The sequence below is a fragment of the Ruania albidiflava DSM 18029 genome (assembly GCF_000421225.1).
Classification (GTDB): domain Bacteria; phylum Actinomycetota; class Actinomycetes; order Actinomycetales; family Beutenbergiaceae; genus Ruania; species Ruania albidiflava.
This window is the reverse complement of sequence record NZ_ATWL01000004.1, coordinates 46802-72335: the sequence shown is the minus strand read 5'-3', so window position 1 is coordinate 72335 and position 25534 is coordinate 46802. Positions and strand designations below refer to the sequence as shown.

Annotated in this window: 25 protein-coding genes and 1 tRNA gene; 14 read left to right on the top strand and 12 right to left on the bottom strand. The window is 70.2% G+C overall.

Going from position 1 to position 25534, the window contains the following annotated elements:
* Positions 1 to 5 precede the first annotated feature (5 nt).
* The 4 genes from K338_RS20915 to K338_RS0106470 all read right to left on the bottom strand — a co-directional run bounded on the left by K338_RS20915 (position 6) and on the right by K338_RS0106470 (position 3060).
* Entirely contained in the window at positions 6 to 1412 is a 1407-nt protein-coding gene (locus K338_RS20915; protein ID WP_022917366.1) for an amidohydrolase family protein, read from the bottom strand.
* Positions 1409 to 2047: a PadR family transcriptional regulator gene (locus tag K338_RS24345; RefSeq protein ID WP_022917365.1), complete on the bottom strand. Its 639-nt coding sequence runs from the start codon at positions 2045 to 2047 to the stop codon at positions 1409 to 1411. The genes K338_RS20915 and K338_RS24345 overlap by 4 nt, the downstream gene beginning before the upstream one ends.
* Positions 2048 to 2175: 128 nt before the next feature.
* Entirely contained in the window at positions 2176 to 2544 is a 369-nt protein-coding gene (locus K338_RS0106480) for a HipA domain-containing protein (protein ID WP_084480689.1), read from the bottom strand.
* A 432-nt stretch (positions 2545 to 2976) separates the two neighbouring features.
* Positions 2977 to 3060: transfer RNA gene (locus tag K338_RS0106470), tRNA-Leu, on the bottom strand.
* A gap of 319 nt (positions 3061 to 3379) precedes the next feature.
* On the opposite strand from K338_RS0106470, the gene K338_RS0106465 reads away from it, so the two are divergent.
* Genes K338_RS0106465 through pknB form a run of 7 tightly spaced genes read left to right on the top strand, consistent with a single transcriptional unit; the run spans position 3380 to position 12372 of the window.
* Complete coding sequence (locus tag K338_RS0106465) at positions 3380 to 4087, top strand: FHA domain-containing protein (RefSeq protein WP_022917362.1); 708 nt, start codon at positions 3380 to 3382, stop codon at positions 4085 to 4087.
* Positions 4088 to 4096: 9 nt separating this feature from the next.
* Positions 4097 to 4573 (top strand): FHA domain-containing protein FhaB/FipA, encoded by a 477-nt coding sequence (locus tag K338_RS0106460; RefSeq protein ID WP_022917361.1) that lies wholly within the window; start codon positions 4097 to 4099, stop codon positions 4571 to 4573.
* Between the two features lie 5 nt (positions 4574 to 4578).
* Positions 4579 to 5934: a PP2C family protein-serine/threonine phosphatase gene (locus K338_RS20905; protein WP_022917360.1), complete on the top strand. Its 1356-nt coding sequence runs from the start codon at positions 4579 to 4581 to the stop codon at positions 5932 to 5934.
* Positions 5934 to 7508 (top strand): FtsW/RodA/SpoVE family cell cycle protein, encoded by a 1575-nt coding sequence (locus K338_RS20900; RefSeq protein ID WP_022917359.1) that lies wholly within the window; start codon positions 5934 to 5936, stop codon positions 7506 to 7508. The genes K338_RS20905 and K338_RS20900 overlap by 1 nt, the downstream gene beginning before the upstream one ends.
* On the top strand, positions 7505 to 8971 hold the full coding sequence (locus K338_RS0106445; RefSeq protein ID WP_022917358.1) for a peptidoglycan D,D-transpeptidase FtsI family protein: 1467 nt from the start codon (positions 7505 to 7507) through the stop codon (positions 8969 to 8971). The genes K338_RS20900 and K338_RS0106445 overlap by 4 nt, the downstream gene beginning before the upstream one ends.
* The gene (locus K338_RS25490; protein ID WP_022917357.1) at positions 8968 to 10434 is read left to right on the top strand and encodes a serine/threonine-protein kinase; all 1467 of its coding nucleotides are present in this window, start codon (positions 8968 to 8970) and stop codon (positions 10432 to 10434) included. The genes K338_RS0106445 and K338_RS25490 overlap by 4 nt, the downstream gene beginning before the upstream one ends.
* Complete coding sequence (gene pknB, locus K338_RS0106435; RefSeq protein ID WP_022917356.1) at positions 10435 to 12372, top strand: Stk1 family PASTA domain-containing Ser/Thr kinase; 1938 nt, start codon at positions 10435 to 10437, stop codon at positions 12370 to 12372. It abuts the gene before it with no gap.
* A gap of 13 nt (positions 12373 to 12385) precedes the next feature.
* On the opposite strand, the gene K338_RS0106430 is transcribed toward pknB, so the two are convergent.
* Genes K338_RS0106430 through K338_RS20885 form a run of 4 tightly spaced genes read right to left on the bottom strand, consistent with a single transcriptional unit; the run spans position 12386 to position 14746 of the window.
* Complete coding sequence (locus K338_RS0106430) at positions 12386 to 13036, bottom strand: aminodeoxychorismate/anthranilate synthase component II (protein WP_022917355.1); 651 nt, start codon at positions 13034 to 13036, stop codon at positions 12386 to 12388.
* Positions 13033 to 13197 carry a hypothetical protein gene (locus K338_RS25805; RefSeq protein WP_022917354.1) on the bottom strand — a complete coding sequence of 55 codons (165 nt, stop codon included), beginning with the start codon at positions 13195 to 13197 and terminating at the stop codon, positions 13033 to 13035. Before K338_RS25805 ends, K338_RS0106430 begins: the two co-directional genes overlap by 4 nt.
* Positions 13197 to 13970 carry a class E sortase gene (locus tag K338_RS0106420; protein WP_022917353.1) on the bottom strand — a complete coding sequence of 258 codons (774 nt, stop codon included), beginning with the start codon at positions 13968 to 13970 and terminating at the stop codon, positions 13197 to 13199. Before K338_RS0106420 ends, K338_RS25805 begins: the two co-directional genes overlap by 1 nt.
* Positions 13970 to 14746, bottom strand: a complete 777-nt coding sequence (locus K338_RS20885) for a DUF881 domain-containing protein (protein WP_084480685.1) — start codon at positions 14744 to 14746, stop codon at positions 13970 to 13972. The genes K338_RS0106420 and K338_RS20885 overlap by 1 nt, the downstream gene beginning before the upstream one ends.
* Before the next feature lie 59 nt (positions 14747 to 14805).
* On the opposite strand from K338_RS20885, the gene K338_RS0106410 reads away from it, so the two are divergent.
* Both K338_RS0106410 and K338_RS0106405 read left to right on the top strand, forming a co-directional pair.
* Positions 14806 to 15477: an O-methyltransferase gene (locus K338_RS0106410; protein ID WP_022917351.1), complete on the top strand. Its 672-nt coding sequence runs from the start codon at positions 14806 to 14808 to the stop codon at positions 15475 to 15477.
* Between the two features lie 148 nt (positions 15478 to 15625).
* Positions 15626 to 15871, top strand: coding sequence for a cell division protein CrgA (locus K338_RS0106405; protein WP_022917350.1), 246 nt, complete (start codon positions 15626 to 15628; stop codon positions 15869 to 15871).
* A 454-nt stretch (positions 15872 to 16325) separates the two neighbouring features.
* On the opposite strand, the gene K338_RS0106400 is transcribed toward K338_RS0106405, so the two are convergent.
* Together K338_RS0106400 and K338_RS0106395 are read right to left on the bottom strand one after the other, a co-directional pair.
* A complete protein-coding gene (locus K338_RS0106400; protein WP_245542909.1) occupies positions 16326 to 17003 on the bottom strand; it encodes a rhomboid family intramembrane serine protease in 678 nt (225 codons plus the stop codon).
* A 196-nt stretch (positions 17004 to 17199) separates the two neighbouring features.
* A complete protein-coding gene (locus K338_RS0106395) occupies positions 17200 to 17724 on the bottom strand; it encodes a peptidylprolyl isomerase (protein ID WP_022917348.1) in 525 nt (174 codons plus the stop codon).
* Between the two features lie 153 nt (positions 17725 to 17877).
* Here K338_RS0106395 and K338_RS24335 point away from each other — a divergent pair, with 153 nt between their 5' ends.
* Positions 17878 to 18723 carry a hypothetical protein gene (locus tag K338_RS24335; protein ID WP_022917347.1) on the top strand — a complete coding sequence of 282 codons (846 nt, stop codon included), beginning with the start codon at positions 17878 to 17880 and terminating at the stop codon, positions 18721 to 18723.
* A gap of 117 nt (positions 18724 to 18840) precedes the next feature.
* On the top strand, positions 18841 to 20646 hold the full coding sequence (gene argS, locus K338_RS0106385) for an arginine--tRNA ligase (protein ID WP_022917346.1): 1806 nt from the start codon (positions 18841 to 18843) through the stop codon (positions 20644 to 20646).
* Between the two features lie 4 nt (positions 20647 to 20650).
* On the opposite strand, the gene K338_RS0106380 is transcribed toward argS, so the two are convergent.
* Together K338_RS0106380 and K338_RS0106375 are read right to left on the bottom strand one after the other, a co-directional pair.
* A complete protein-coding gene (locus tag K338_RS0106380) occupies positions 20651 to 21607 on the bottom strand; it encodes a hypothetical protein (protein ID WP_157612266.1) in 957 nt (318 codons plus the stop codon).
* A gap of 230 nt (positions 21608 to 21837) precedes the next feature.
* A complete protein-coding gene (locus K338_RS0106375; protein WP_022917344.1) occupies positions 21838 to 22584 on the bottom strand; it encodes a GntR family transcriptional regulator in 747 nt (248 codons plus the stop codon).
* Positions 22585 to 22694: 110 nt separating this feature from the next.
* On the opposite strand from K338_RS0106375, the gene iolC reads away from it, so the two are divergent.
* From iolC to iolB, 3 genes are read left to right on the top strand one after another with little or no spacing between them, the layout of a single operon-like run.
* Positions 22695 to 23786 (top strand): 5-dehydro-2-deoxygluconokinase, encoded by a 1092-nt coding sequence (gene iolC, locus K338_RS20875; protein ID WP_022917343.1) that lies wholly within the window; start codon positions 22695 to 22697, stop codon positions 23784 to 23786.
* Positions 23783 to 24658: a Cgl0159 family (beta/alpha)8-fold protein gene (locus tag K338_RS0106365; protein WP_022917342.1), complete on the top strand. Its 876-nt coding sequence runs from the start codon at positions 23783 to 23785 to the stop codon at positions 24656 to 24658. The genes iolC and K338_RS0106365 overlap by 4 nt, the downstream gene beginning before the upstream one ends.
* Positions 24659 to 24669: 11 nt before the next feature.
* Positions 24670 to 25533: a 5-deoxy-glucuronate isomerase gene (gene iolB / locus K338_RS0106360; protein ID WP_022917341.1), complete on the top strand. Its 864-nt coding sequence runs from the start codon at positions 24670 to 24672 to the stop codon at positions 25531 to 25533.
* Position 25534: the final 1 nt, after the last annotated feature.

The following is a 25534-nucleotide window of genomic DNA, read 5'->3' as shown; positions in this document are numbered from 1 at the left end:
ACCGGTCAGCAGGTGGCGCGCACACGAGCTGCCGTAGCGGTGTGCAGCCGCTCCAGCGCGCGCTCGTCGTAGTAGTGCCCGGCAAGCATGACGCCGGAGATGCTGCGGGTGTGTGCAATGTCCTCGAGCGGATCGGAGCTGAGCACGACGAGGTCGGCGACCCGGCCGGGCCGCACTGTGCCGAAGGTGTCGGTGACACCGAGGAATGTCGCGGGGCTGTACGTCGCGGTGGTCAGCGCCTCCCGTGGTTCGAGGCCGGCCATGACGAGCAGCTCGAGCTCGTCGTGCAGGCTGAACCCCGGCACGAACGTGTCGGTGCCGGCCAGCAGCCCCACACCGTGGTCGTGCAACCGCGCGACGGACGCCAGCTGGCTCTCGAACAGCGTGCGCTGCGCTTCGTGCTGCGCACGGGAGACCTCAGCGTTCAGCATCTGGTCCCAGATCGGGCGGAGGTGCGGTTCGACGTAGCCGAGCAGGCCAGCGAGCGGGAAGTCGGCCGTTCCGGCGGTCGCGGCGGCGTGCAGCACAGCGAGAGTCGGTGTGCTCCACACCCCGTGGGCGGCAAGGTCAGCACAGATCTCCTCGGCCCGGACGGTCTCCTGCTGCCCGGCAGCCTGGCTGATCCGGTGCTGAACTTGGTGCATCTCGGCGAGGGAGGCCACGGTCAGCCCGGCGATCTCCGCCTGCAGCCGGTCGGCATCGCGGGCTCCCGCCACGAGCAGCCCCTCGAGGTGCTCGATGCTGGCCTGCCCGTGGGCTGCTGCGTCGGCGAGCGTGGTGACCAGCGGGAGGTGTCCAGCGTAGGGAATCTGTTGCTGCCGGGCTTCGTCGACCAGCGCCCGGTACGCCTCTTCCGGGATGAGGTTGTAGATCTTCAGGAAGTCTGCGCCCGCAGCGTGGCTCTCAGCGACCGCGCGACGGGCACTCTCGGCGTCGTGGACGGCGATGGAACCGGGGCGTAGCGGTTGCGGACCGTCGATGATCGGACTCGCGAGCACCATCCGCGGACTGGTGAGCCGCCCGGCTCGCAGGTCGTCCCGCCACTGGTGGTGGGCGGGGATGCCGCCCATGTGCCGGATGCCGGTGACACCGTTGAGGAGATGGAACGGCAGATGGTCGGCATCGAACTGGTGCACGTGCATGTCCCACAAGCCGGGGATCACGAAGCGACCGCCGAGGTCGATGCTGGGTGCGTCTCTCGGCACGACCGGACGGTCACCGGTGGTGACGTCGACGATCGTGCCATCGGCGATGACGATCGTTGCGGGTTCTGGGCAGTCCGTGACCGCATCGACGATCGTCGCATCGCGCAGGACGATCGGCCCGAGCGCGGGCGGCACCTGCCCGGCCAGACCGTGCGCGGCGGCTGCGGTGATGCCTCGCCGGCGGTGGGTCGTGTGCGAGTCCTTCACCGGTCCGTCCCCTGCATGTGCGGTGCCGTGTCGAGCGCGCCGCGCTCCGGGGAGCCATATGCCCCGGCTTCCAGCCGCGTGAGGACGTGCTGCACCCATCGCTGCTCGGTTTCGATCTGCTGCCGGCGATGAGCGAAGAGGTCGCTGACGAGGTCGGAGACGCCGGGCGCGGAGCTGACCGGCTCGGTACGGGCCTGGGCCAGCTCGGACGCAAGGGTGGTAAGCGTCTTCGCGCGGATGCGCAGCAGGCGCAGCAGTTCTTCGCTCCCCAGCCGTGCGTCCGCGGTAGCGCAGAAGGAGAGGGCGAGATCGATGGGTTGGGGCGGAAACTGCGGTGTGGACAGTGCCGTGCGCATCGCTCGGGTGAGCTCGTCTGCGCCGGCAGGAGTGATCCGGTAGACCGTCCGCGCGGGCCGGTTGCCTACCTGTTCGGAGCCGACGACCTCGATGTGCTTCTCGCGGACGAGGCTGCGCAGCCGGCCGTAGATCGACCCGTAGCTGACTCCTGCCCACCGGTCGACCCGCCGCAGCTCCAGCTCCCGGCGGATCTCATAACCGTGCATGGGTCGGAAGGACAGCGCACCGAGGATCGCCATGCGGGTGGTGAGGCCGGATCCTGTCCCCGAAATAGTCACGCGTAAATAGTAACGAGTGCTGCAATACCTCTCAACACCTCCGAGAGACCACCACTGGTACGACACCCAGCGTCGTCATGGCCTCCCTCGGAGACGTGTCCCGGCTGGATGCCGGGAAGACGAGTGCGTCAGTGTCGGAGACCACCGATGGTCGCCAGACAGTTCTCGGTCACCGGATCCAGCAGCCGGCTCCGCAGCTCACCCGCTGCCTCGGGCTCACCGTCCAAGGCGGAAGACAGCGCGTCTGGGAGCTGTCGGGAGAGCTCGTCCACCCTGTCGATGAGCCGCGTTGCCGGGTAGCGGATCTCGGTGGCGAACCGTTCCCAGTGTCGTCGCTCGATCCGGCCGAACCGGCTCTCGCCGCCGATCTTCATCGCTGCCCGGCGTAGCCCGTGGAGCTCGTGCGCGTCGTAGGGGAAGCCTGAGGCGATGTCGTAGAGCGGCGCGAGTCCCACTCTCGGGCCGATGAGGAGCAGACTGTAGTTCTTGGTACTCAGCGTGGCGAGCCGCGTTCGACATCTCCCAGATCGCCGCCCAGCTCGGAGTGAAGTACAGGCTCGTGGGAGGTATCTCGGTCACGTTGCTGACCCACCACTATGGCGCCCATGTCCGCATCCGGCTGCTGGTCGGCACCATCGTCCCCAAGCCGCTGCCCGCCTGACCCAACCACCGTCGCCGACCGCACGCCAGGCTCGGTCACCACCCGCTGACCGGAGACCACCCACTCGCCCATCTCAACTCATCCTCTCCCCGATGCCCCTCGAGGCACCTCGTCGGCGGGCCCCATCGCCGACACGCCGGGATGTCGGCCAGCGCGCTTCTCAAGGTCAGGAGAGTCAGCCGGGAAACTGATGCATGAAACTATGCATGGAGCAAGAAAGAAGCCGCAGCATCCCTTCGAATTGTTGGGATCCTGCGGCTTCCTGCTGTGCGCGAGGGGGGAGTTGAACCCCCACGCCCTTGCGGGCACACGGACCTGAACCGTGCGCGTCTGCCTATTCCGCCACTCGCGCGTGGTTGGCGATGAACGCTGCCCAGGCAGTGCTGATCGCCGCATGCAGATTAGCACGCGCCGGCCGCGCGCTCGTCACCGTTGAGCGTGTGCTACCTCACCTGCTGCCCACATCCTCGCCTCCGCGAACGTGTGGTTGGTGTCGCTCGAGCGCCCGACGGACGGCAATAACCACACGTTCGCACGAAGGATAGACCTCGCGACCGGCACGCCTGAGGACACAGCCGCGCGATACGGCTTACGATTCCGTGAGAACCCGTGCAGCCAGGCGCGGGCTGACGGCCGTGGTCGGCCACGAGACCAGGAGAGGGAGGTGCGCTGTGGGAGTCCTCGATCGCTTCGAGAAGGGCGTCGAGCGGGTCGTGAACAACGCGTTCGCCAAGGCCTTCCGCTCCGACCTGAAGCCCGTGGAGATCGCCAGCGCCATCCGGCGGGACATGGACGAACGTACCGCCGCACTCTCCCGTGGCCGCACCGTGGTGCCGAACACGTTCACCGTCGAGCTCTCCGGCAAGGACTACGAGCAGGTGCGCGACTGGGGCGAGGAGGCGATGGCTGAAGAGATGATCACCGCCGCCACCGACCACGCCACCAGCCAGCAGTACGTGTTCGTGGGTCCGGTGGAGGTGGAGTTCGACCAGGCCGAAGACCTGGAGCCGGGGAGGTTCCGGGTGCGCTCCGCCTCTCGCCGCGGCGCTGTGGCGCCGGCCACCACCAACCGCGCCAGCAGCCGGCACCCGATCGTCGACATCGATGGGCAGCGCTACCTGCTCACCGGTTCGGTCACTGTGATCGGCCGCGGCAGCGAGGCAGACATCATCGTCGACGACACCGGCGTCTCCCGACGGCACCTGGAGATCCGCATCACCCCGGACGGGGTGATCGCCACCGACCTGGGCTCCACGAACGGCACCTACATCGAGGGCCACCACGTGGATGCCGCCACCCTGGTGGACGGCAACACGCTGACCATCGGCCGCACCCGCATCCTGTTCTGGTCCGGAGCCGACGATTCCGGCCGGCGGTGACCGGCGGCGATGAGCGACCTGATCGTCACCGTCATGAAGGTGGGCTACCTTGCCCTGCTCTGGTTGCTGGTGCTGACCGCTATCGGTGTGCTGCGCCGGGACGTGTTCGGCACCCGGGTGCTGGCGCACGGCAGCGTCGTACGCAAGTCCCGGCCCGACGGCGGTCCACGGCCCTCCCGTCGGGCCGCCCGGGGCGGACCTACTCGGCTGCGCGTGACCGCCGGTCCGCTGAACGGCACCACGCTGGCGCTCGGATCCTCGGCGATCCTCATCGGTCGGGCGCCCGGCTCCACCTTGGTGCTCGATGACGACTACTCCTCCAACCGGCACGCCCGGCTGTTCTTCCACGACGGCCGCTGGTGGCTGGAGGACCTCGGCTCGCGCAACGGCACCTACCTGGGCTCGGCGCAGGTGACCGACCCGGTCCCGGTGGAGACCGGCGTCCCGATCCGGCTCGGCCAGACCGTCCTCGAGCTGCAGCGGTAGCCGGCGTGTCCGTAGGGATGAACTACGCCGCCCGCTCCGATGTGGGCCTGGTGCGCAGCACGAACCAGGACTCGGGGTATGCCGGACCGCACCTGCTGGTGCTCGCCGACGGGATGGGTGGTGCGGCCGGTGGGGACATCGCCTCCTCGATCGCGGTGGCACACCTGGCCCCGCTGGACGGGGAGGCGCACGGCGGCGGCGACCTGCTGGACCAGCTGCGCCAGGCCGTGCTCGCCGCGCACCAGGACCTGGTCGCCTACGCCGAGGACCACCCCGAGGCCGGCGGGCTGGGCACCACGGTGATCGCCCTGCTGCGGTCCGGTAGCAAGCTCGGCATGGTGCACGTCGGCGACTCCCGCGCCTACCTGCTGCGGGACCGGACACTCGCCCAGGTGACCACGGACCACACCCTGGTCGCGCACCTGGTCGCCACCGGACAGATCACCGAAGAGGAGGCCGAGCACCATCCGCAGCGGTCGGTCATCCTGCGGGTGCTCGGCGACGACCCAGAGCCGCCAGAGCTGGACGAGTCGGTGCGGGAGGCGCGCGAGTCGGACCGGTGGCTGCTGTGCTCGGACGGGCTGAGCTCCTACGTCTCCGCCGAGACCATCACCGAGACGATGCTCGCCGAGGCCGACCCGGGCCGGTGCGCAGAACAGCTCATCGACCTCGCCCTGCGGGCCGGCGGCCCGGACAACATCACCGTGGTGGTCGCCGACGTGGTGAACACCACCGACCTGCCTGCCACCGCTCCGCAGGTCGTCGGCGCGGCCGCCACCGACCGCGCTCGCCCCACCCGCGGCGGATCCAGCCCGGCCGCCCGGGCCGCAGCCCTGACCCGCAGCCCGGACGAGGAGCTCGAGGAGCCGGAACCCGACCTGGAAGAACGCCCCCGGAAGGGACGGCGCGTGCTGCGCTGGATCACCTCGGTCATCGTGGCGCTCGCCCTGCTCGCCGGTGCCTGCGCGGTCGCCTACCGGTGGACGCAGAGCCAGTACTTCGTGGGCACCGACGGCAGCCACGTGGTCATCTACCAGGGTGTGCCAGCCACGCTCGGACCGCTGGAGCTGTCCCGCCAGCACGAGGTCACACCGGTCGAGCTCGCCGACCTGCCCCCGTTCGTGCAGTCCCGGGTCACCGCCACCATCAGCGCAAACGACCTCACCGATGCTGAGCAGATCGTCGCCCAGCTCACCGAGCAGGCCGCACCGGGCACCGACGACCCGAGCACGGGACCGGACGAGGGCGGCGACCCGAGCGCCAGTCCCAGCGACGACCGCACCCGCGAGGCTGGTCGTGACGAGCCCACCGGTGATGACCGGCGCACGAGCGAGACGGCCGGCTCCGGAGGTGGTACCTGATGGCCGCCACTGTCGCGCCGGTGCGGATCCGCACCGGCCGCGCCGCCGAGCTCTGGCTGTTCCTGCTCTCCCTGGTGCTCGGCATCGGCGCCTATGCGCTGGTCGGGCTGAACACAGCCGAGCAGCTGCCCGGCGACTTCGTCCGGTTCGCCGCGGTGCTCGTGGGCATGGCCGTGGTACTGCACCTGGTGGTGCGTTGGCGGGCGAAGTATGCCGACCCGCTGCTGCTGCCGCTGGTGATGGCACTGAACGGTATCGGGCTGGCGATGATCTACCGGATCGACATCGGCCTGGTCGCCCGCGGGCAGGAGGCCGGGTTCGGTCCCCGGCAACAGCTGTGGACGCTCCTCGGCGTGGCCGCCGCCTGCCTGGTGATCGTCCTGCTGCGGGACCACCGGCTGCTGCGCCGGTACACGTTCACCGCCATGGTGGCCGGCATCGTGCTGCTGCTGCTGCCGATGGTCCCCGGCCTGGGAGCGAACATCAACGGTGCCCAGCTGTGGATCCGGGTGGCCGGGATGAGCTTTCAGCCGGCGGAGATCGCGAAGATCCTGCTCGCCATCTTCTTCGCCGGCTACCTGGTGTCCACCCGCGACGTGCTCACCCTGGCCGGGCCGAAGTTCCTCGGCCTGCAGCTGCCCCGGTTGCGGGACCTGGGTCCGCTGGTGGTCGCTTGGGCGGGGGCGATCCTGGTGCTGGTGGTCGAGCGCGACCTGGGCACCTCGCTGATGTTCTTCGGCCTGTTCGTCGCGGTCGTCTACGTGGCTACCGAGCGGTTCAGCTGGATCCTCATCGGGCTGATCATGTTCGCCGTCGGGGCGGGCGTGGCGATCTGGGCGTTCCCGCACGTGGCCGACCGGTTCGACATCTGGCTGAACGCGCTGGATCCCGACGTGTACAACCGGCTCTACGGCGGATCTGGGCAGATCGTGCGCGGCTTGTTCGGTCTGGCCCTCGGTGGTCTGCTCGGCACCGGCTGGGGCGAGGGCTTCCCGCAGCTGGTGCCCTATGCCAACTCCGACTTCATCGTCGCCTCCCTCGGCGAGGAGCTGGGGCTGACCGGGCTGATGGCGATCCTGATGGTCTACCTGGTGCTCGCCCAGCGCGGCATGCGGATGGCGATCGGGGTACGCGACGGGTTCGGCAAGCTGCTCGCCTCCGGTCTGGCCTTCACGCTGGCGTTCCAGTGCTTCATCGTGGTCGGGGGGGTCACCCGGCTGATCCCGCTGACCGGGCTGACCATGCCGTTCATGGCGGCCGGTGGCTCCTCGCTGGTGGCGAACTGGATCATCGTCGGCCTGCTGGTGCGCATCTCCGACTCCTCCCGCCGACCCGCAGACGACGCCCGCGGTCTGGTCTCCACCGAGACCGCGCTGGAGATCATCGGCGGCGCGGAGCCGGCTGGTTCGCAGCCCGCCGACACCGCCCAGCCCGACCCGGCCCGCGACTGGGACGAGGACACCGCCCAGACCGAGGTGCACCGTCCACCGGCCAGCAACCACCAGGTCGCACACTACGGCGAGGACGAGGCCGGAAACGGCGATGAACCGACCCAGGTGGTGAGAGACGAATGAATGCACCGCTGCGCCGGCTGTCCGTGGTGATGATGCTGATGTTCTTCGCCCTGATGGGGGCGGCCACCTATGTGCAGTTCTTCCAGGCGGACTCCTTGAACGCCGACCCGCGCAACGTGCGCACCCTGTACAAGCAGTACGGCCAGGACCGCGGACCGATCGTGGTGGCCGGTGAGTCGATCGCCTATTCCGAGCCGGTCGACGACGCGTTCGGCTTCCAGCGGGTCTACACCGACGGGCCGCTGTACGCCCCGATCACCGGCTGGTACGGCATGTACCAGATGACCGGGCTCGAACGGGCCAGCAACAGCGTGCTGAACGGCACCGACGACTCCCTGCTGCTGGCCCGGCTCCGGGCGCTGTTCACCGGTGCGGAGAACGATGGCGGCAGTGTGGAGCTGACCATCGACCCCGCCGCCCAGCAGGCCGCCTGGGAGGCTCTGGACGGACGCAACGGCGCCGCGGTGGCCCTCGACCCGAGCACCGGGGCGATCCTGGCGATGGTCTCCAGCCCGAGCTTCGACCCGAACGACCTGGCCGGCCACTCCAGCACCGACGTGGACGCCGCCTACAGCGAGCTGCTCGAGGACCCGGACAACCCGCTGTACAACCGGGCGATCGGCGGTGACCTGTATGCCCCCGGGTCCTCGTTCAAGCTGATCGACCTGGCGATGCTGCTGGAGACCGGCGACTACCAGCCGGACACGGTCGTCGAGGCGCCGACCGAGTACCGGCTGCCCGGCACCCAGGACACCTACATCCGCAACCCCGGTGGTCTGGCCTGCGGCGACGGGGAGGTGCCGCTGGAGTATGCGCTGCAGGTCTCCTGCAACACCCCGTTCGCGATGCTGGCCGTCGAGCATGGCGAGGAGGCACTGGCCGAGCAGGCGGAGGCGTTCGGCTTCGGGCAGCGGCTGAACATCCCGCTGACGGTGACCCCGAGCGTGCTCGGCCAGGACCTGGACGACGCCCAGCTGGCGATGACTGCCATCGGCCAGTTCGACGTGCGCGTCACCCCGCTGCAGATGGCGATGGTCTCCGCGGCGGTGGCCAACGACGGCGAGCTGATGACCCCGCACCTGGTCGCCACCGAGCGGGGCCCGGACCTGCGGGTGACCCGCCGGGCGGACCCGAGCGTGCTCTCCGAGCCGATCTCCGCCGAGACCGCGGCCACGATGACCGACATGATGGTGAACGTCGTGGACAACGGCACCGGTCAGGCGGCCGGCATCTCTGGGGTGCAGGTGGCGGGCAAGACCGGCACCGCTGAGACCGGGGTGGAGGGGCCGGAGGGCACCGTGCAGCCGAACGCCTGGTTCACCGCCTTCGCCCCGGCCGACGACCCGCAGGTAGCGGTGGCGGTGGTGCTGGAGGGCACCGAGGAGCTGGGCGCCGCCGGTACCGGCGGTACGGTCGCGGCGCCGGTGGCCCGAGAGATCATGCAGGCGGTGCTGGACCAGTGAAGCCTGTCGCCGGCCTCGTCCTCGGTGAGCGCTACGAGCTCACCGAGCGGCTCGCGATCGGCGGGATGGGCGAGGTGTGGGTGGCCACAGACCTGAACCTGCGCCGGCACGTGGCCGCGAAGGTGCTGCGGGAGGAGTTCGCCGGCGACCAGCACTTCCTGGACCGGCTCCGGGCGGAGGCGGTGAACTCCGCGGCGCTGACCCACCAGAACATCGCCGCCATGTACGACTACGGGGAGCAGCGGGGTTCTGGCTACCTGATCATGGAGCTGGTGCACGGGGAGTCCCTGGAGGACCTGCTCCGCCGCGAGCGCAGCCTGGAGCCGGCCCAGGTGCTGCCGGTCCTCGCCCAGGCGGCCCGGGCGCTGCATGCGGCGCACATGGCCGGGGTGGTGCACCGGGACGTGAAACCCTCGAACATCCTCATCACCCTGGACGGGTATGTGAAGATCACCGACTTCGGCATCTCGCTGGGGTCGAACCAGGCGCCGATGACCGCCGCCGGCATGGTGATGGGCACGGCACAGTACCTGCCGCCGGAGCAGGCGATGGGCCGGGCTGCCACCGGCGCCGGGGACATCTACGCCCTCGGGGTGGTGGCGTACGAGTCGCTGGTGGGCAAGCGGCCGTTCACTGGCAGCACCCAGGTGGACATCGCGTTCGCGCACGTGAAGCAGCCGGTGCCGCCGCTGCCCGACAGCCTGGATGCGCGGGTGCGGGAGGTGGTGACCCAGATGCTCGCCAAGGACCCGGAGGCCCGGCCGCGGTCGGCCGCGTCCCTGGCGCGCATGCTGGAGGCGATCGCCGCCTCCCTCGAGGTGGAGATCGAGCCGGAACGGCCCGCCACCAGCGTCGGTGGCACCCCCGGCGGTGGGCTGCCCACCAGTGGGACAGCGACGGCGCAGCCCGGGTCGAGCGGATCAGCCACCGCTGCGCGTGGTCGCTCCCAGCCAGAGACGGCGCAGCCCGCCTCGAGCGGGTCGCTCCCCTCCCCCGGTACGCACCTGGATCAGCCGGCTGCTGCCGCAGCCGCGGCGCCCGTGCCGGAGCCCGAGGAGCACGGAGGGACCGAGGACGAGCTCGGGCCGCCGCGGTGGCGCCCGATGTCCGGTACCAGCCGCACCCGACGCCTGCCACAGGAGCTCGACGAGGAGGAGCTGCCCACCCGCCGGTCGCTGTCCCGGTCGTCTCGGTCACGTCACAGTGCCCGTCGTTCTGCGCGCCGCTATCGCCGCCATCATGAACCGAACAGCCTGGTAGCAGACTTGCCAGACGTTCTCCGGACAGGTGGGTGGTGGCCGCTGGCGCTGATCGTCATCGTGGCCGTCGGGGCGTTGGTGACGCTGTGGTTCACTAGGCTGGGCGCTGCGAATGCCGCGTGGGTGGCCAGCTCTGCCCTCGTCCTCGTCCCACCTTTGACCCAACGGGCACCATGCCCGCCGCAGAAAGTGAAGGAACGCTAAGTGGCCAACGACGTTCCCCGCGTGCTCTCCGGTCGCTACGAGATCGGCGAGCCGATCGGCCGTGGCGGGATGGCTGAGGTCTACATCGGTCGCGACAACCGGCTCGGGCGCACAGTGGCGGTCAAGATGCTGCGCTCCGACCTGGCCCGCGATCCCAGCTTCCACACCCGGTTCCGCCGCGAGGCGCAGTCCGCGGCGTCGCTGAACCATCCGGCGATCGTGTCCGTGTACGACACCGGCGAGGAGCTGACCACCGGTGTGGACGGGGCGCAGGTGGCGATCCCGTTCATCGTGATGGAGTACGTGGAGGGGCACACGGTCCGGGACCTGCTCAAGGACGGTGCCGCACTGCCGCTGGACGAGGCGGTAGAGATCACCCAGGGGGTGCTCGCTGCACTGGAGTACTCCCACCATGCGGGCATCGTGCACCGGGACATCAAACCGGCGAACGTGATGCTCACCCCGACCGGGGCGGTGAAGGTGATGGACTTCGGCATCGCGCGGGCGATGGCGGACTCCTCGGCGACGATGACCCAGACCCAGGCGGTGGTGGGCACTGCCCAGTACCTGTCCCCGGAGCAGGCCCGGGGCGAGGTGGTGGACACCCGCTCGGACCTGTACTCCACCGGTTGCCTGCTGTACGAGCTGCTCACCGGTCAGCCTCCGTTCAGCGGCGACTCCGCCGTCTCCGTGGCCTACCAGCACGTGAGCGAGCAGCCCAAGCCGCCCAGCGAGGTGGCCAGCGACGTGCCCGAGGCGCTCGACCGGATCGTGATGAAGGCACTGGCCAAGGACCGCGAAGCCCGGTATGCGACCGCTGCGGAGTTCCGCTCCGACCTGGACGCGGCCGTGACCGACGGGGTGGTGCGGGCCCCCTCGCTGGCCGCTGCCGCTGCTGCAGCACCGGCCACCCAGGTGCTCGGCGCCACCAGCCCCGCTCCGCCAGACCTGTTCCCCACCGGCACGCAGGCCCAGGCCGAGGCCGCCCCGGAGGAGGAACCGAAGCGGTCCAAGGCGCTGGTGTGGGTGCTGGCGGCGGTGGCGGTGCTCGCTGCCGTGGCGATCGCCCTGCTGCTGCTGAACCGGCCCGAGCCGCCACCACCGGTGCTGCAGGTGGAAGTGCCCGACCTGCAGGGCATGAACGAGGACGAGGCCCGCCTGGCGCTGCGCAACGCGGTCCCAGAGGGCGGGACAGAAGGATTGCAGCTGGTCGTCGGGGACGACGTCACCGACGACGCCATCCCCGAGGGGGATGCGGTCAGCTGGACCCCGGAGACCGGTGCGGTGGTCGACGAGGGCGCCTCGGTGACGGTGCAGTTCTCCTCCGGTCCCGGTGAGCTGGAGATCCCGGACGTGACCGGGATGAGCCAGGACCAGGCCCGCCAGACCCTGGAGGGCCGCGGCTTCAACCCGGCCAACTTCTCCGTGGACACGCGCAACGAGCCGGGTGCGGACAAGGACGAGGTGATCGCCACCGACCCGGAGGCGGGCACGATGGCCAACCCGGACGACCCGATCAGCATCATCATCGCCACCGGGAACGTCGAGCTGCCGGACCTGACCGACATGGACCTGGAGGAGGCGAACGGCATCCTCAGCGACCTCGGCCTGAGCAGCCAGGTCACCGAGCAGGAGGACGACGGCCCACCCGGTGTGGTGCTCCGGCAGGATCCCGGGGCGGGCACGGTGCAGAACGACACCAGGGTGGCACTGGTGGTCTCCACGCCGCCGCCGGAGCCGTCGGAGACCCCGACCGATGACGAGTCAGAGAGCCCGGACGGTGACGAGTCGGAGTCCCCGAGCGGCGACGAGTCGCAGTCGCCCACGGACGAGCCCACCGACGACACCGGTGGTGGTGGTCAAGATGGTGGCGGCAACGGCGACAACGGCGGGGGCGACACCGGTGGCGGCGACGAGGGCGGCGAGCAGCAGCCCTGACCCGGGGGCCGGCTCAGCCGGCCTCACCTGCTGAGCCCGTGACCAACGGAGCGAGGCCTACGCTCCGGGAGACTGCGCCGTCGTCCCCGGTAACGGCGAGCCAGTTCGCCAGCAGGCGGTGACCCCCTTCGGTGAGCACCGACTCGGGATGGAACTGCACCCCGTGCAGCGGAAGCGTGCGGTGCTGCAGACCCATGATGATGTCGCCGCTGGTGGTGGCGGTCACCTCGAGCACGTCCGGCACCGTGCCGGACAGCACCGCCAGGGAGTGGTACCGGGTGGCAGTCAGCGGTGAGGGCAGCCCGGCGAACACTCCGTCAGCGTGGTGCTCCACCTGGGAGGTCTTGCCGTGCATGAGCTCCGGGGAGTGGCCCACAGTGGCTCCGTAGTACTCCCCGAGCGCCTGGTGACCCAGGCACACACCGAGCAGCGGGGTGCTGCTCTGCTCGCACGCCGCGATCAGGTGCAGCGACTCCCCGGCCTCCTTCGGGGTACCCGGTCCCGGAGAGATGAGCACGCCGTCGTAACCGGTGAGCACCTGGGGGTCTCGTAGCGCAGGGTCGTCGTTGCGCAGCACGACCGTCTCGGCGCCGAGCTGCTGGAGGTAGCCGACGATCGTGTAGACGAAGCTGTCGTAGTTGTCGATCACCAGGATGCGGCTCATGAGGGTGCTCCCACGGTCTGGTCGTTGAACGGCACGTACGGGGCGATCGCGGGGAACACCCACAGGAACAGCGCGGCCACCACGGCCAGCACCAGCAGCAGCGCGAGCAGCAGCCGTACCAGCACAGGCCCGGGCAGGTGTCGCCAGATCCAGCCGTACATCACGGCGCTCCTTCCAGCTCGGCGGGGTATCCCTCGTCCAACGGCAGCCAGTAGTCCAGCTGGGCGTGCACGATGTAGCGCTCGGCGGTCGACCAGAGCGGGTGGCAGCTGGTCATGGTGAGCATCGCCTCTGTGGGATCTGCACCCGGGTCCCCCGGTACCGGGGCGATCACCTCGACCTGGTCCGGGCGGACGATCTCGTGCGAGGTGACCGTGTACACGTACCAGGCCTGCGCCGTCTGCACCACGACCGGGTCGCCCTCGTCGAGAGTGTCCACGGCATAGAACGGTTTGCCGTACGTCTGCCGGTGTCCGGCCATCGCGAAGTTGCCGACCTGACCAGGCATCGCGGTCTCCGGGTAGTGCCCGACCCGGCCGTCGTTGAGCACGGTGGCCAGGTCCACGCCCTCGGCGAGCGGCATCCGGTAGTCCGCACCCCAGTCGGGCACGTACAGGGTGCCGAACACCTCGCCCTCGCCAGGGGCGACCTCTTCTGGTGGTGGTCCCGTGCGCGGTTGCCCGACCGTGTCGGGGACCTCCGGGATGTCGGTCTCGAACTGCTCGATCGCCTGCTCAGCGGACCGTTCGCCCTCGACGTCGGTCCACCACAGCTGCCACACCACGAACAGCGCGAGCAGCACACCAGCAGTGATCAGCAGCTCCCCGAGGGCACCGGTGATCGCCGCACCCACCGAGCGGCGCGGTCGGCGGGCGTGCCGGCGGGGTGGTGGTTCACCGTGGGCGTCGTGGCGGAGGTCGGTCAGTGTGCTCATCAGCGTCCGTCCGGCAGGGAGTCCAGGGTGATCGGCTCGTCACCAGGTACACGGGCGTACTGCATGGACAGCCCGCCCTCGACCGCCGGCATCGTGATCATCTCCCGCTCCTCCAACGACCAGCCCAGGGAGACGGCGCCCACATAGGTGCGGTAGGCCTGCACGGCCGGCGAGGCGTCCAGGGCAGCCTCCAGCTCGTCCTGGTCGCCGATCGCGGCCAGCACGTACGGCGGGGAGTAGGTGTAGCCGTCGAGCAGCAGCACGTTGCCCACGCACCGGATGTCGGTCAGCGGGCCCACTCGGTGCCCTTGGACGCTCACGGCCTCGGCGCCACCGGTCCAGAGTGCATTCAGCACCGCCCACAGGTCCTGCTCGTGCACCAGCAGGTCGTCGGCGTGGAACCCCTCGGGGATGTCATGGATCAGCGGGGAGTCCCACAGCGAGACCACGATGCCCTCGCCCTCGGCACCGGTGCGCCCGGACGCGAAGCTCAGCTCGGGGCCGGCAGCCACGTCCGGGTTCGCCCGGGACTGCTCGGCAACCAGGCCATCCACCTGCTCCTGCAGCGCTCGCACGTCGCTGTTCGTCTCCTCGAGCCGCTCGCTCTCGGCACGAACCAGGTCCTGGAGGTTCATCGGCTGACGACCGTCGCCATCGGCGAACAGGGAGGCGTTCGTGGCGAACAGCAGACCCGCGAGCACACCGACGACCGCCACACCGAGGGACATGCCTGAACGGTGCGGCTGCTGCGGTGACTGGTCGGGTGGCTGACCCATGGCAGCAGCATACGGTGGCCCGCCTGGACCTGCGGAGCCGGGTGCTGCAAGGATGGGGTATGCACCGTGACCAGGCCTGGGCTGCCGTCGATGACTACTTCACCGCCGAGCTGGTCCAGGAGGACCAGGCGCTGCGCGACACCGCTGCCGGCGATGTGCGCTCCACCGCACCGGGGATCGCCGTCTCTGCGCCCCAAGGCAAGCTGCTCGCCCTGCTCGCGGAGATGATCGGCGCTCGTCGCGTCCTGGAGTTCGGCACGCTCGCCGGGTACTCCACGCTCTGGCTGGCGCGGGCCGTGGGGCCCACCGGGCAGGTGCTCTCCCTGGAGCTGCAGGAGCAGAACGCCGCAGTCGCCAGGCAGAGCTTGGCCGCGGCCGGTGTCGGCGACCGGGTGGAGATCCGTGTGGGTCCGGCGGTCGAGACGTCGGCAGCACTGGTCGCCGAGCGTCCGGACCCGTTCGACCTGGTGTTCATCGACGCGGACAAGCCGAACAACCCGACCTACCTGGAGGCGACCATGGCGCTCACCCGGCCGGGCAGCGTGATCGTGCTCGACAACGTCACCCGGCAGGGGCGGGTAGCCGATCCAGACTCCAGCGCACCGGATGCTGTCGGTGTGCGCACTGCGTTGCGGATGGTCGCCGAGGATCCGCGTCTGGACGCCACCGCTCTGCAGACCGTGGGGGTGAAGGGCTGGGACGGCTTCGCGCTGATCTACCGGCGGAGCTGATCTACCGGCGGAGCCGTCCGCGCAGCACCGGTGCCCGGGGTCGACGGAGGCGGTCGGTGCGCTGGAGACGTTCGCGCGTCCGTGGCAGACCCTAGGCACAAAGACCTCTAGGATGGGCCAGGATCGTCGCCTAGGAGAGATCGTCGCCATGCCCGAGTCAAAGCGCCGGAAGAAGCCGGCCTACACTCCCCCGCCGGCCTCGTCCGCACCCGAGCAGAACCCGCGCTGGTGGGCGCCGACCATGGTCACGCTGATGATCCTCGGCCTGGTGTGGGTGGTGGCGACCTACCTGGCCCAGTCCGCCTGGCCGATCCCGGGCATCGGCAACTGGAACCTCGCCATCGGCTTCGGGATCATGATGATCGGATTCGTCATGACCATGCGCTGGCGCTGACGCCCGCGACACTCCTCTCTCGACAGCCCGGCGGCCTCCGGCAGCCCGGCGGCACCATGGCCGCCCAGGCGCCGTACCGCTGCCGGCACCCGGCCCGGTCCGCGCCCGGCCGCTAGCCCCGTCTGCCCCCGGTCCGCACCGCAGCCGACCCTCGCGCGCGGTGCACCACCGCACGCTCTACCCACTCACGGCCCGCGCCGAAGCAGTTATCCACAGGATGATCCACACCTGGGGAGAATGACACCGATGTGATTTCCCCAGCTGGGGACAACGGTGTGGAGAACTACATGGTTGTCACCCGCCCATCAGGTCTGTCCACCACTCGTGGACAAACCTGTGGAGAACTACAGCCATGTCATTCACACCTCCCCACCACCCGCGAACGCCCTCCTCTGCGGCGTGAATCGTTTCAGCAGCCGCGGAAGCGAGCGTTCGCGGGCTGGGGTGGGCCGGATCAGGCGTAGGCGAGCAGCGTCACGCCCACCAGCACGACGGCGGAGGTCACCACTCCCACGACGGCGCCGCTGGAGCGGCGCTCCTTGGGCAGGTAGGCGAACAGGAACCCCAGTGCGGCCCCGACCACGAGCCCGCCGAGGTGCGCCTGCCAGGACACCCGGGCGATGATCAACGAGAACACCACGTTGATCGCGATCACCACGAGGATCTGCCGGGCATCGCGACCGGTGCGCTTGAGCACCACGGCGATCGCGGCGAACAGCCCGAACACCGCACCGGAGGCACCGACCACGGAGTACCCCCACTGGCTCACCGGCGTCAGCAGCACCACGGCCACCGAGCCGCCCAACGCACTGAGCAGGTACAGCGCGACGTACCGCCACCGGCCGAGCATCTCCTCCAGGAACGGACCGACGATCCACAGCGCGTACATGTTCACCAGCAGGTGCAACCAACCCGCGTGCAGGAATGCCGAGGTGAGCATCCGCCACGGCTCGATCTGGCCGATCGCCGGGGAGAACGCGAACAGCTGGTACACCGGCGCCACGTAGTCGGCCAGGTACATCAGCACGCACAGGGCGATGAACGTGATCGTCGCCACCGGCCGAGAGCTCGGGCTGACCCGCCCGCCGAGCACCGTGCGGTGCGCCCGCTGGGTACGACCGGCCTCACGCACGCAGTCCACACAGTGCACCCCGACCGCCGCCGGACGCTGGCACTCCGGGCAGGCTGGGCGCCCGCACCGCTGACAGCTCACGTAGGAGACGCGGTCCGGGTGGCGCGGGCAGGTCGGCGGACCTGCCGCAGCGTGCGGCGGTGGTGCGGCAGGGTAGCTCGTCATCGTCGCGGGCGCGAGGTCAGGCTCGACCTGCTCAGTCGACGATCTCGATGGAGCTGATCACCACGTCCTCGACCGGGCGGTCGTCCCGCGGGTCGGTCGAGACGGAGCCGATCTGGTCCACGACGGCGGCGCTCGCCTGGTCCTTGACCGTGCCGAAGATGGTGTGCTTGCCCTGCAGCCACGGGGTCTTCGCCGTAGTGATGAAGAACTGCGAGCCGTTCGTCCCGCGGCCCATCTGCTTGCCCGCATTGGCCATCGCCAGCACGTGCGGAGCGTTGAAGTTCAGCTCCGGGTGGATCTCGTCGTCGAACTGGTAGCCGGGGCCGCCGCGGCCGTTGCCCAGCGGGTCGCCGCCCTGGATCATGAAGTTCGGGATCACCCGATGGAAGATGGTGCCGTTGTACAGCGGCTCGTTGGTCTTCTCACCGGTCTCCGGGTTCGTCCAGGTGCGAGCACCGGTCGCGAGCTCCACGAAGTTTCGCACCGTCTTGGGTGCATGGTTCGGGAGCAGCTCGATGCGGATGTCGCCGGCAGAGGTGTGCAGAATCGCGTCCATGCGCCCCATCCTCGCACTTCTCCGGTGCTCGTCGGGTGACCCGTTCGCCGCAGGCGTATGCAGCAAAGCCGATGGGGTGGCACCATAGGGACCGGCAACCTAACCGTCACCACCACCCGCGGACCCCCGCGGACCATGAGCTAGGGGAGTCAGATGTCGCGTCAGGACAAGATCAACGCTGAGCACCTCCGTGAGCAGGCAGAGGAGGCCGGCAAGGTCGCGCGTCAGCTCGCTGATCAGGGACGCGAGTGGGCCGGCCCGCGAGTCGACGCCGCCAAGGACTGGGCCGGACCAAAGGTGGAGGCCGCCATGGACTGGGCGAGCCCGCGGGTGGAGCATGCACTGCGCACCGGTGTGCAGGCAGCCGCACCGAAGGTCGCCGAGTACGCGGAGAAGAGCCGCGGGGCGGTCGACGCCGCGCACGACACGCTCACCGAGACCGTGATCCCCCGCGTGGTGGAAGCGATGGAGAACGCAGCCAAGGCCGCCGCTGAGGGTGCGGACACCGCTGCGGACAAGGCCGGGGCCGTGCTCGATGCCGCCAGTGACGCCGTCGCCAAGCAGGAGAAGAAGGCCAAGGGAGGCTCCAAGGTCGGCAAGACCATCGGTTGGGTGCTCGCCGGTGCAGCCGTGGCCGGAGCCGGTGTGCTGATCTGGAAGCGCACCCAGCCCACCGAGGACCCGTGGGCCGAGGAGTACTGGGACGACGCGCCGGCGCCGACGGAGAAGGCCAAGCACGTCGCCGAGGAGGCCGGTGCGGCCGCCGCGGGAGCGGCCGAGGCGGTCAAGGAGAGCGCGAAGGACGCTGCCGAGAGCCTCAGCGACAAGGCTGACGAAGCCAAGGACGCCACCAGCAGCGCGGCCGAGGACGTCAAGGACGCCGCCGCAGAGGCGAAGGACGACGTCGCTGACGCTGCCAGTGAGGCCGGTGACGCAGTCAAGGACGCCGCTCAGGACACCAAGGACGCCGCGAAGGACGCCACCGACAAGAAGGACTGACCGGCCCGGCCCGAACCCGGTGCCCTCCCGTCTCAGGAAGTTGCTCGTCGATCTGGCGACCAGGCGTGGCCAGACCGACGAGCAATTTCACTCTGTGGGGGATGGGATGATGGGCCGGTGCCTGAGATCGAGACCCGCGCTATCCCCACCCTCGCCCGCCAGCTGACCGAGGCCGTGGGCACCGCCATCGCCACCGCCTACCCCGAGCAGGCCGGCGCTGACCCGCTGATCCGCCCCAGCGACCACGCCGACCTGCAGGCGAACGCGGCGCTCGCGCTGGCGAAGAAGGTCGGTGCGAACCCCCGCGAGGTCGCGACCAGGGTGAGCGAGGCGATCCCGGCGGGCTCCGCCGTCGGGCAGGTGGAGATCTCCGGACCCGGCTTCCTGAACCTGACCCTGGCCGACGACGCGCTGTGGACCCAGGCCGAGGCGCGCCGCGCCGACCCGCGCCTGGGAGTTCCGGCCAGCCAGGCCGGGGTGCGGACAGTGATCGACTACTCCGGGCCGAACATCGCCAAGGAGATGCATGTGGGGCACATCCGCTCCACGGTGATCGGCGACTGCCTGGTGCGGGTGCTGGCTTTCCTCGGTTCGGAGGTGATCAAGCAGAACCACCTGGGCGACTGGGGTACCCAGTTCGGGATGCTGATCCAGTACATCGTCGAGCACCCGGACTCCCCCTGGCGGCACGCCGAGATCGAAGGAGGTGCACAGCCGAGCCCGGTCTCCGCGCTGGACGGCCTGTACCGAGCGGCACGCCAGCTGTTCGACACCGACCCCCAGTTCGCCGACCGGGCCCGGGACCGGGTGGTGGCGCTGCAGTCCGGGGACGCCGAGACGCTGGCGACCTGGCGGGAGATCGTCGCCGAGTCCCAGCACTACTTCGACCTGGTCTACACCCGGCTCGGCGTGCTGCTGCGCGCCGAGGACTCCCGCGGGGAGTCCTGGTACAACGACCGGCTCACCGCCGTCGCCGACGAGCTGGCGCAGGCCGGTATCGCCGTCTCCTCCGACGGCGCGCTGGTGGTGCTCTCCGAAGAGGTCACCGGACCGGACGGGCAGCCGGCGGCCCTGATGGTGCGCAAGCGGGACGGCGGCTACGGCTACGACACCACCGACCTGGCCACGCTGCAGTACCGGATCGCGGAGCTGGACGCCGACCGGATCCTCTACCTCGTGGACGCCCGGCAGACGCTGCACTTCCGGCTGCTGTTCGAGGCCGCCCGCCGCGCCGGCTGGCTCACTGACGAGGTGCAGGCAGTGCACGTACCGTTCGGCTCGATCCTCGGCCCGGACGGCAAGCCGTTCAAGACCCGCTCCGGGGAGACGGTGCGGCTGATGGACCTGCTCGATGAGGCGGTGGCTGCCGCCGAGACCGTGGTCCGCGAAGGGGCCGAGGCCAAGGGGACCGCGCTGGACGAGGCGGCGCTGCACGAGATCGCCGAGCAGGCTGGCATCGGTGCGGTGAAGTACGCCGACCTGTCCGGCTCCCGGGTGAAGGACTACGTGTTCGACACTGAGCGGATGACCGCCTTCAACGGCAACACCGGGGTCTACCTGCAGTACGCGCACACCCGGCTGACCTCGATCCTGCGTCGGGCCACCGAGCGGGGGCTGAGCGTTCCGGAGACGGCGCCGTCGTTGGACGGCGCTGCCCTGGAACCAGCCGAGCGGGCGCTGATCCTGACCGCCGACTCCCTGGCCGACGTGCTCGATGCGGTGGCCGAGGACCTGGAGCCACACCGACTTGCCGGGTTCTGCTACGACCTGGCCCGGGCGTTCACCGACTTCTACGAGGCCTGCCCGGTGCTCGGCTCCGACTCCCCGGTGCGTGAGCGTCGCCTGGCGCTGGTGGACCTGACCCGCCGCACTCTGGCCAAGGGCCTGGAGCTGCTCGGCATCGCCGCACCCGAGCGGATGTGACCGATCAACCCTGGTCGTGGGCCGCTTCGTGCAGTCGGCGGTCGGCGGCCCGGGCCCGGGTGAAGAGCAGCGCCCAGATCAGCACCGAGCCGAGCGCACCGATGGCGAAGGCCACCAGTACCGGTGGGCCGGCGATGCTGGGGGCCAGGGCGAGGGCGAGCACGTCCAGACCGGCACCGATGCTCTCCAGGAGGCTCTCGGCGGCACGGAAGCCGGCCACGTAGGTGATCGCAGTGAGCACTGCCGGCAGCACCCACAGCAGCACCAGGCTCATCACCCACGCCGCGATCCGTCCCGACGTGCGTACCCCGCACCAGGCGAGCACCACCCCCACCAGCACGGCGGGTAGCCAGTGCAGGTAGTCGATCACGGTCTGCACCGCCGGGGAGGCGAGCGAGGGTGAGGGAGCCAACAGCGCCTTCGCCCAGGTGCCGACGGCCGGAGCGGCGAGCGCTACGGCCACGGTGGCGCCGGCTCGCGGTGCACGGGTGACCAGGGCCATGATCAGCAGGCCACCTAGGCTGCACAGCACCGTCCAGGCGACGACCAGGGTGAGATAGGTGCTGGCGGTCTCATCGGTCCGCAGGCCTTCGGCCAGCACCAGGGCGGACTGCACGCAGACGAACGTCATCGCCAGGAATGCCCCGGCCACGGTGAACCCACCGCTCAGTGCCCGGTGCGTCGGCGGTGCCGCCCGGGCCACGATGCCACCGACCAGCCCGGCGGTGACCAGCAGCGCCAGGATCGTGCCCAGGTAGTACTGGCTCAACGGCAGCAGCACGATCGGCATGTCTTCGGGAAGTGTCTGGGTGGCCCACAGGTTCTGCAGCGGCAGCCGCAGCCCGGTGCGGATCCAGGGCAGCAACGCGATCAGCACTGCGCCGACCCCCACGAGCGGATAGGCCCAGATCGGCAGCAGCAGCCGGGGAAGGGTCGGTCGATCCGTCCTCGAGGTGCGCACGGTACCGATCTTGGCACGGAGGGCGGTCGGGGTGTGTGCGCGAGGGTCTGCACTCCCTGCGGGAGGGCAGTACCGTATGCGAACACCGGCAGCACCGCGTGCGAACGACGGCGACACTTCCTGCGCGAGGTCGACACCCGCGAGCACGATGCCGCGGGCGAAGTGTCGCATGAATCGCTTCACGCCGAGGGGGTGCGCGCAGCGGAGGTGGTGGGTGGGTGGCGGCCTGCTCAGGAGGCGAAGAGCGTCGTGGAGAAGCTGTACCGGGACGCCAGGTAGACGTGCTGACCGTGCTCGATCGCCCGGCCAGCGGCGTCGTAGGCGGTGCGCTCCATGGTCAGCAACGCCACCTTCGGCTTCTCCTCCAGCAGCCGCGCCTCGCTGGCAGTCGCGATCCGAGCACCGATCTGCTGGTGCGCCATGTGGATCTCCACCCCGCGCTGGCGCAGCGCGTGATAGAGCCCGGACTCACCGAGCTCCTCGTAGCTCGGTGCCACCTCCAGGGCGAGGTGGTTGGTCATCAACGCCAGCGGTTCGCCGTCGGCGAGCCGGATCCGGCGGATGGTGACCACATCTGCCTCTGCAGGCAGCTCGAGCGCCTCGATGACCTCCGCCGTGCCCGGCGCCACGCTGTACTCCAGCACCGAGGTGGTGGGATGACGGCCACTGCGCTGCAAGTCGTCGTACAGGCTGGACAGGTCCACCTTGCGCCGCACCCGCACCGGCGCCACCTGGGTGCCCACCCCACGCTTGCGTACCAGCATGCCCAGGTCCACCAGCTCCTGCAGCGCCCGCCGGGCCGTCGGCCGGGAGACCCGCAGCCGCTTGGCAAGGGCGATCTCGTTCTCCAACCGGCGCCCGGGGGGCAGGCTGCCGGTCTCGATCGCGTGCTCGATCGCGGTCGCGAGCTGGTGGTACAACGGCACCGGGCTGGACCGGTCGAGCTCCACGCGGACCACCGCCGGGTCGTCGGCCATCGCCCCTCCTCGGGTCGGCTGAACTGACAAATCGAACCTGACAGGCTCATATGTTAGGACATAAGGATGCGCCGGAGGGGTGAAATGGGGCAGACTCTTGCGCAGTGATCATGACGCAGCGCACCGACCGCCGGTGGGTGTCGCAGTCTTGTCAGGAGGTCGTGGACGTGGACGTCGTCACCATGGGCAGGGCCGGAGTCGACCTGTACCCGCTGCAGATCGGTATCGGTCTGGACGAGGTGACCAGCTTCGGCAAGTTCCTCGGTGGTAGCCCGATGAACGTGGCGGTAGCGGCTACTCGGATGGGCAGTCCGGCGGCGGTGCTCACCGGGGTCGGTGACGACCCGTTCGGGCGCTATGTCCGGGCGGAGATGCGCCGTCTCGGGGTGGCGGACGAGCACGTGGTCACCGTGCCCGAGCTGCCGACACCGATCACGTTCTGCGAGATCTTCCCGCCGGACGACTTCCCGCTGTACTTCTACCGCCTCCCCTCCGCACCGGACCTGCAGCTGCGTGCCGAGGAGCTACCGATGGACCTCGTCGCCGGAGCGCGGCTGTTCTGGATCTCCGGGACCGGTCTGTGCATGGAACCCTCCCGTGCCGCCCACCACGCCGCACTCGCCCGTCGCGGCCGCGCTGCGCACACCGTGTTCGACCTGGACTACCGGCCGATGTTCTGGCCGGATCCGGCCGAGGCCACTGCGCAGTACCAGGCTGCGCTGGCACACGCCACGGTAGCCGTGGGGAACAGGGAGGAGTGCGAGATCGCGGTCGGGGAAGCCGACCCGGAGCGGGCGGCCGACGCCCTGCTGGCCGCCGGGGTGCAGCTGGCGATCGTGAAGCAGGGGCCGGCGGGCACGCTCGCCAAGACCGCCACGCAGCGAGTGGTCGTGCCGCCGGCGCAGATCGAGGTGGTCAACGGGCTCGGCGCAGGGGATGCGTTCGGCGGGGCGTTGTGCCACGGGCTGCTGGAAGGCTGGGACCTGGAGCAGGTGATCGCCGCGGCGAACGTGGCCGGTGCGATCGTCGCCTCCCGGCTCGAGTGCTCCACGGCGATGCCGACCGCCGCAGAGATCGCCGACGTGCTCGCCGGTGTCCCGGTGGCCGAGGTGAACGAGCGGGCGGGCGCGGCCACCGCCGCCACGTTCGCCGCCCGTGCCGCCGCCGCAGCGGAGAGCTTCCACGCGGAGGGCCCGCTGTGACCGCCCCGCCGCCGGTGGCCCAGCTCGCCCGGCTACGCGCACACGAACCGGAGCGGATCTCCGATGCGCTCGCCACTCGTGCACCCGGGAGCATGCCCGCACCCGGTGAGCACCTGATGATCATCGCGGCGGACCACCCGGCACGGGCGTCCTTGGCCGCCGGTCCGGATCCGCTGGCGATGGCCGACCGCGGCGACCTGCTCGCCCGCTGCGCCGAGGCGCTCACCCGCCCCGGTGTGCACGGGTTCCTCGGCACCGCGGACCTGATCGAGGACCTGGCCGTGCTCGGAGCGCTGGACGGCAAGCTGGTGTTCGGCTCGATGAACCGGGCGGGCCTAGCGAGCTCGCAGTTCGAGGCGGACGACCGGTTCACCGGCTACGACGCCGAAGGGGTGGCCGAGGCGAGGCTGGACGGCGGGAAGATGCTGCTGCGTCTGGACCCGCAGGACCCGGCCACCCCGCGGACCCTGGCCGCCTGCGCAGGGGCGGTGAACGAGCTCTCTGGCCGCGGCCTGACCGCCATGGTGGAACCGTTCTGGTCCACCCGCACCGGTGGCCGGCTGCGCAACGACCTCAGCCCGGACGCGGTGATCCACTCGATCGCGGTCGCCTCCGGTCTGGGCCGCACCTCAGCACGCACCTGGTTGAAGCTGCCCGCTGTGCCGGAGGTCGAACGGGTGCTGGCCGCCACCACGCTGCCGTGCCTGCTGCTCGGCGGGGAGGTGCCCGAGGATCCGGATGCGGCGCTGACGCTCTGGCAGCGGGCGCTGGCCTGCGAGAACGCGCTCGGCTTGGTGATCGGGAGGGCGATGCTGTACCCACCGGACGGCGACGTGGCCGCCGCGGTCGACGCCGCGGTCGGGCTGCTGTAGAGGAGACGGACATGAGCACGGTGTTCCACCCCGCCGGGACGCTGGCCGCCGGCCCGCTAGAGCTGGACCTCACCCCAGAGCGCGCCGGCTGGGCCTACTCCGGGCTGAAGGTGCTCGCCCTCCCACCAGGCGGGTCGCACACGCTGGCGACCGGTGAGGACGAGGCGATCGTGCTGCCCCTCATGGGTGGTCTGTCTGCTCAGGTCGACGGCGCAGCGTTCGTTCTCCAGGGACGGGCAGACGTGTTCACCTCGCTCACCGACTTCCTCTACCTGCCACGGGAGTGCCGAGCCGAGCTCACCAGCGCGGCCGGCGGCCGCTTCGCGATCGCCACCGCCCGTGCGCAGGAGCGACTGGCGCCGCGACGCTATGGCGCCGAGCACGTGCAGGTCACCCTGCGCGGGGCCGGAGCCTGCAGCCGAGAACCGCGCAACTACGCCCTGGGCAACGGGGTGGCCACCGACCGGCTGCTGCTGGTGGAAGTGATCACCCCGGGCGGCAACTTCTCCTCCTACCCGCCGCACAAGCACGACACCCACACCGAGCACGAGCGGGAGCTGGAGGAGCTCTACTACTTCCGGATGCGCCGCGAGGGCGGGACCGGCTACCACCGGCAGTACACCGCCGGCACCCGTCCGGAGCCGATGGACCTGCTCACCGAGGTGCGCACCGGCGATGTGGTGCTGGTGCCGCACGGTTACCACGGCCCGTGCATCGCCCCACCGGGTGAGGACATGTACTACCTGAACGTGATGGCCGGCCCGCAGCGCGACGGCGTCTGGTTGATGACCGACGACCCCGCCTACAGCTGGGTGCGCGAGACCTGGGCGAGCTCCGCCGTCGACGACCGCCTGCCGATGACCGGAGGGAACTGAG

Bases quoted from the DNA above. Each gene is read 5' to 3' on its own strand.
- K338_RS0106430 (WP_022917355.1), bottom strand. From the start codon at position 13,036: ATGAGCCGCATCCTGGTGATCGACAACTACGACAGCTTCGTCTACACG.
- K338_RS0106445 (WP_022917358.1), top strand. From the start codon at position 7,505: ATGAATGCACCGCTGCGCCGGCTGTCCGTGGTGATGATGCTGATGTTC.
- K338_RS24335 (WP_022917347.1), top strand. From the start codon at position 17,878: ATGTCGCGTCAGGACAAGATCAACGCTGAGCACCTCCGTGAGCAGGCA.
- K338_RS20900 (WP_022917359.1), top strand. From the start codon at position 5,934: ATGGCCGCCACTGTCGCGCCGGTGCGGATCCGCACCGGCCGCGCCGCC.
- K338_RS0106460 (WP_022917361.1), top strand. From the start codon at position 4,097: ATGAGCGACCTGATCGTCACCGTCATGAAGGTGGGCTACCTTGCCCTG.
- K338_RS25805 (WP_022917354.1), bottom strand. From the start codon at position 13,197: ATGTACGGCTGGATCTGGCGACACCTGCCCGGGCCTGTGCTGGTACGG.
- K338_RS20885 (WP_084480685.1), bottom strand. From the start codon at position 14,746: ATGGGTCAGCCACCCGACCAGTCACCGCAGCAGCCGCACCGTTCAGGC.
- K338_RS0106375 (WP_022917344.1), bottom strand. From the start codon at position 22,584: ATGGCCGACGACCCGGCGGTGGTCCGCGTGGAGCTCGACCGGTCCAGC.
- K338_RS0106395 (WP_022917348.1), bottom strand. From the start codon at position 17,724: ATGGACGCGATTCTGCACACCTCTGCCGGCGACATCCGCATCGAGCTG.
- iolB (WP_022917341.1), top strand. From the start codon at position 24,670: ATGAGCACGGTGTTCCACCCCGCCGGGACGCTGGCCGCCGGCCCGCTA.
- iolC (WP_022917343.1), top strand. From the start codon at position 22,695: ATGACGCAGCGCACCGACCGCCGGTGGGTGTCGCAGTCTTGTCAGGAG.
- K338_RS0106420 (WP_022917353.1), bottom strand. From the start codon at position 13,970: ATGAGCACACTGACCGACCTCCGCCACGACGCCCACGGTGAACCACCA.
- K338_RS0106410 (WP_022917351.1), top strand. From the start codon at position 14,806: ATGCACCGTGACCAGGCCTGGGCTGCCGTCGATGACTACTTCACCGCC.
- K338_RS0106405 (WP_022917350.1), top strand. From the start codon at position 15,626: ATGCCCGAGTCAAAGCGCCGGAAGAAGCCGGCCTACACTCCCCCGCCG.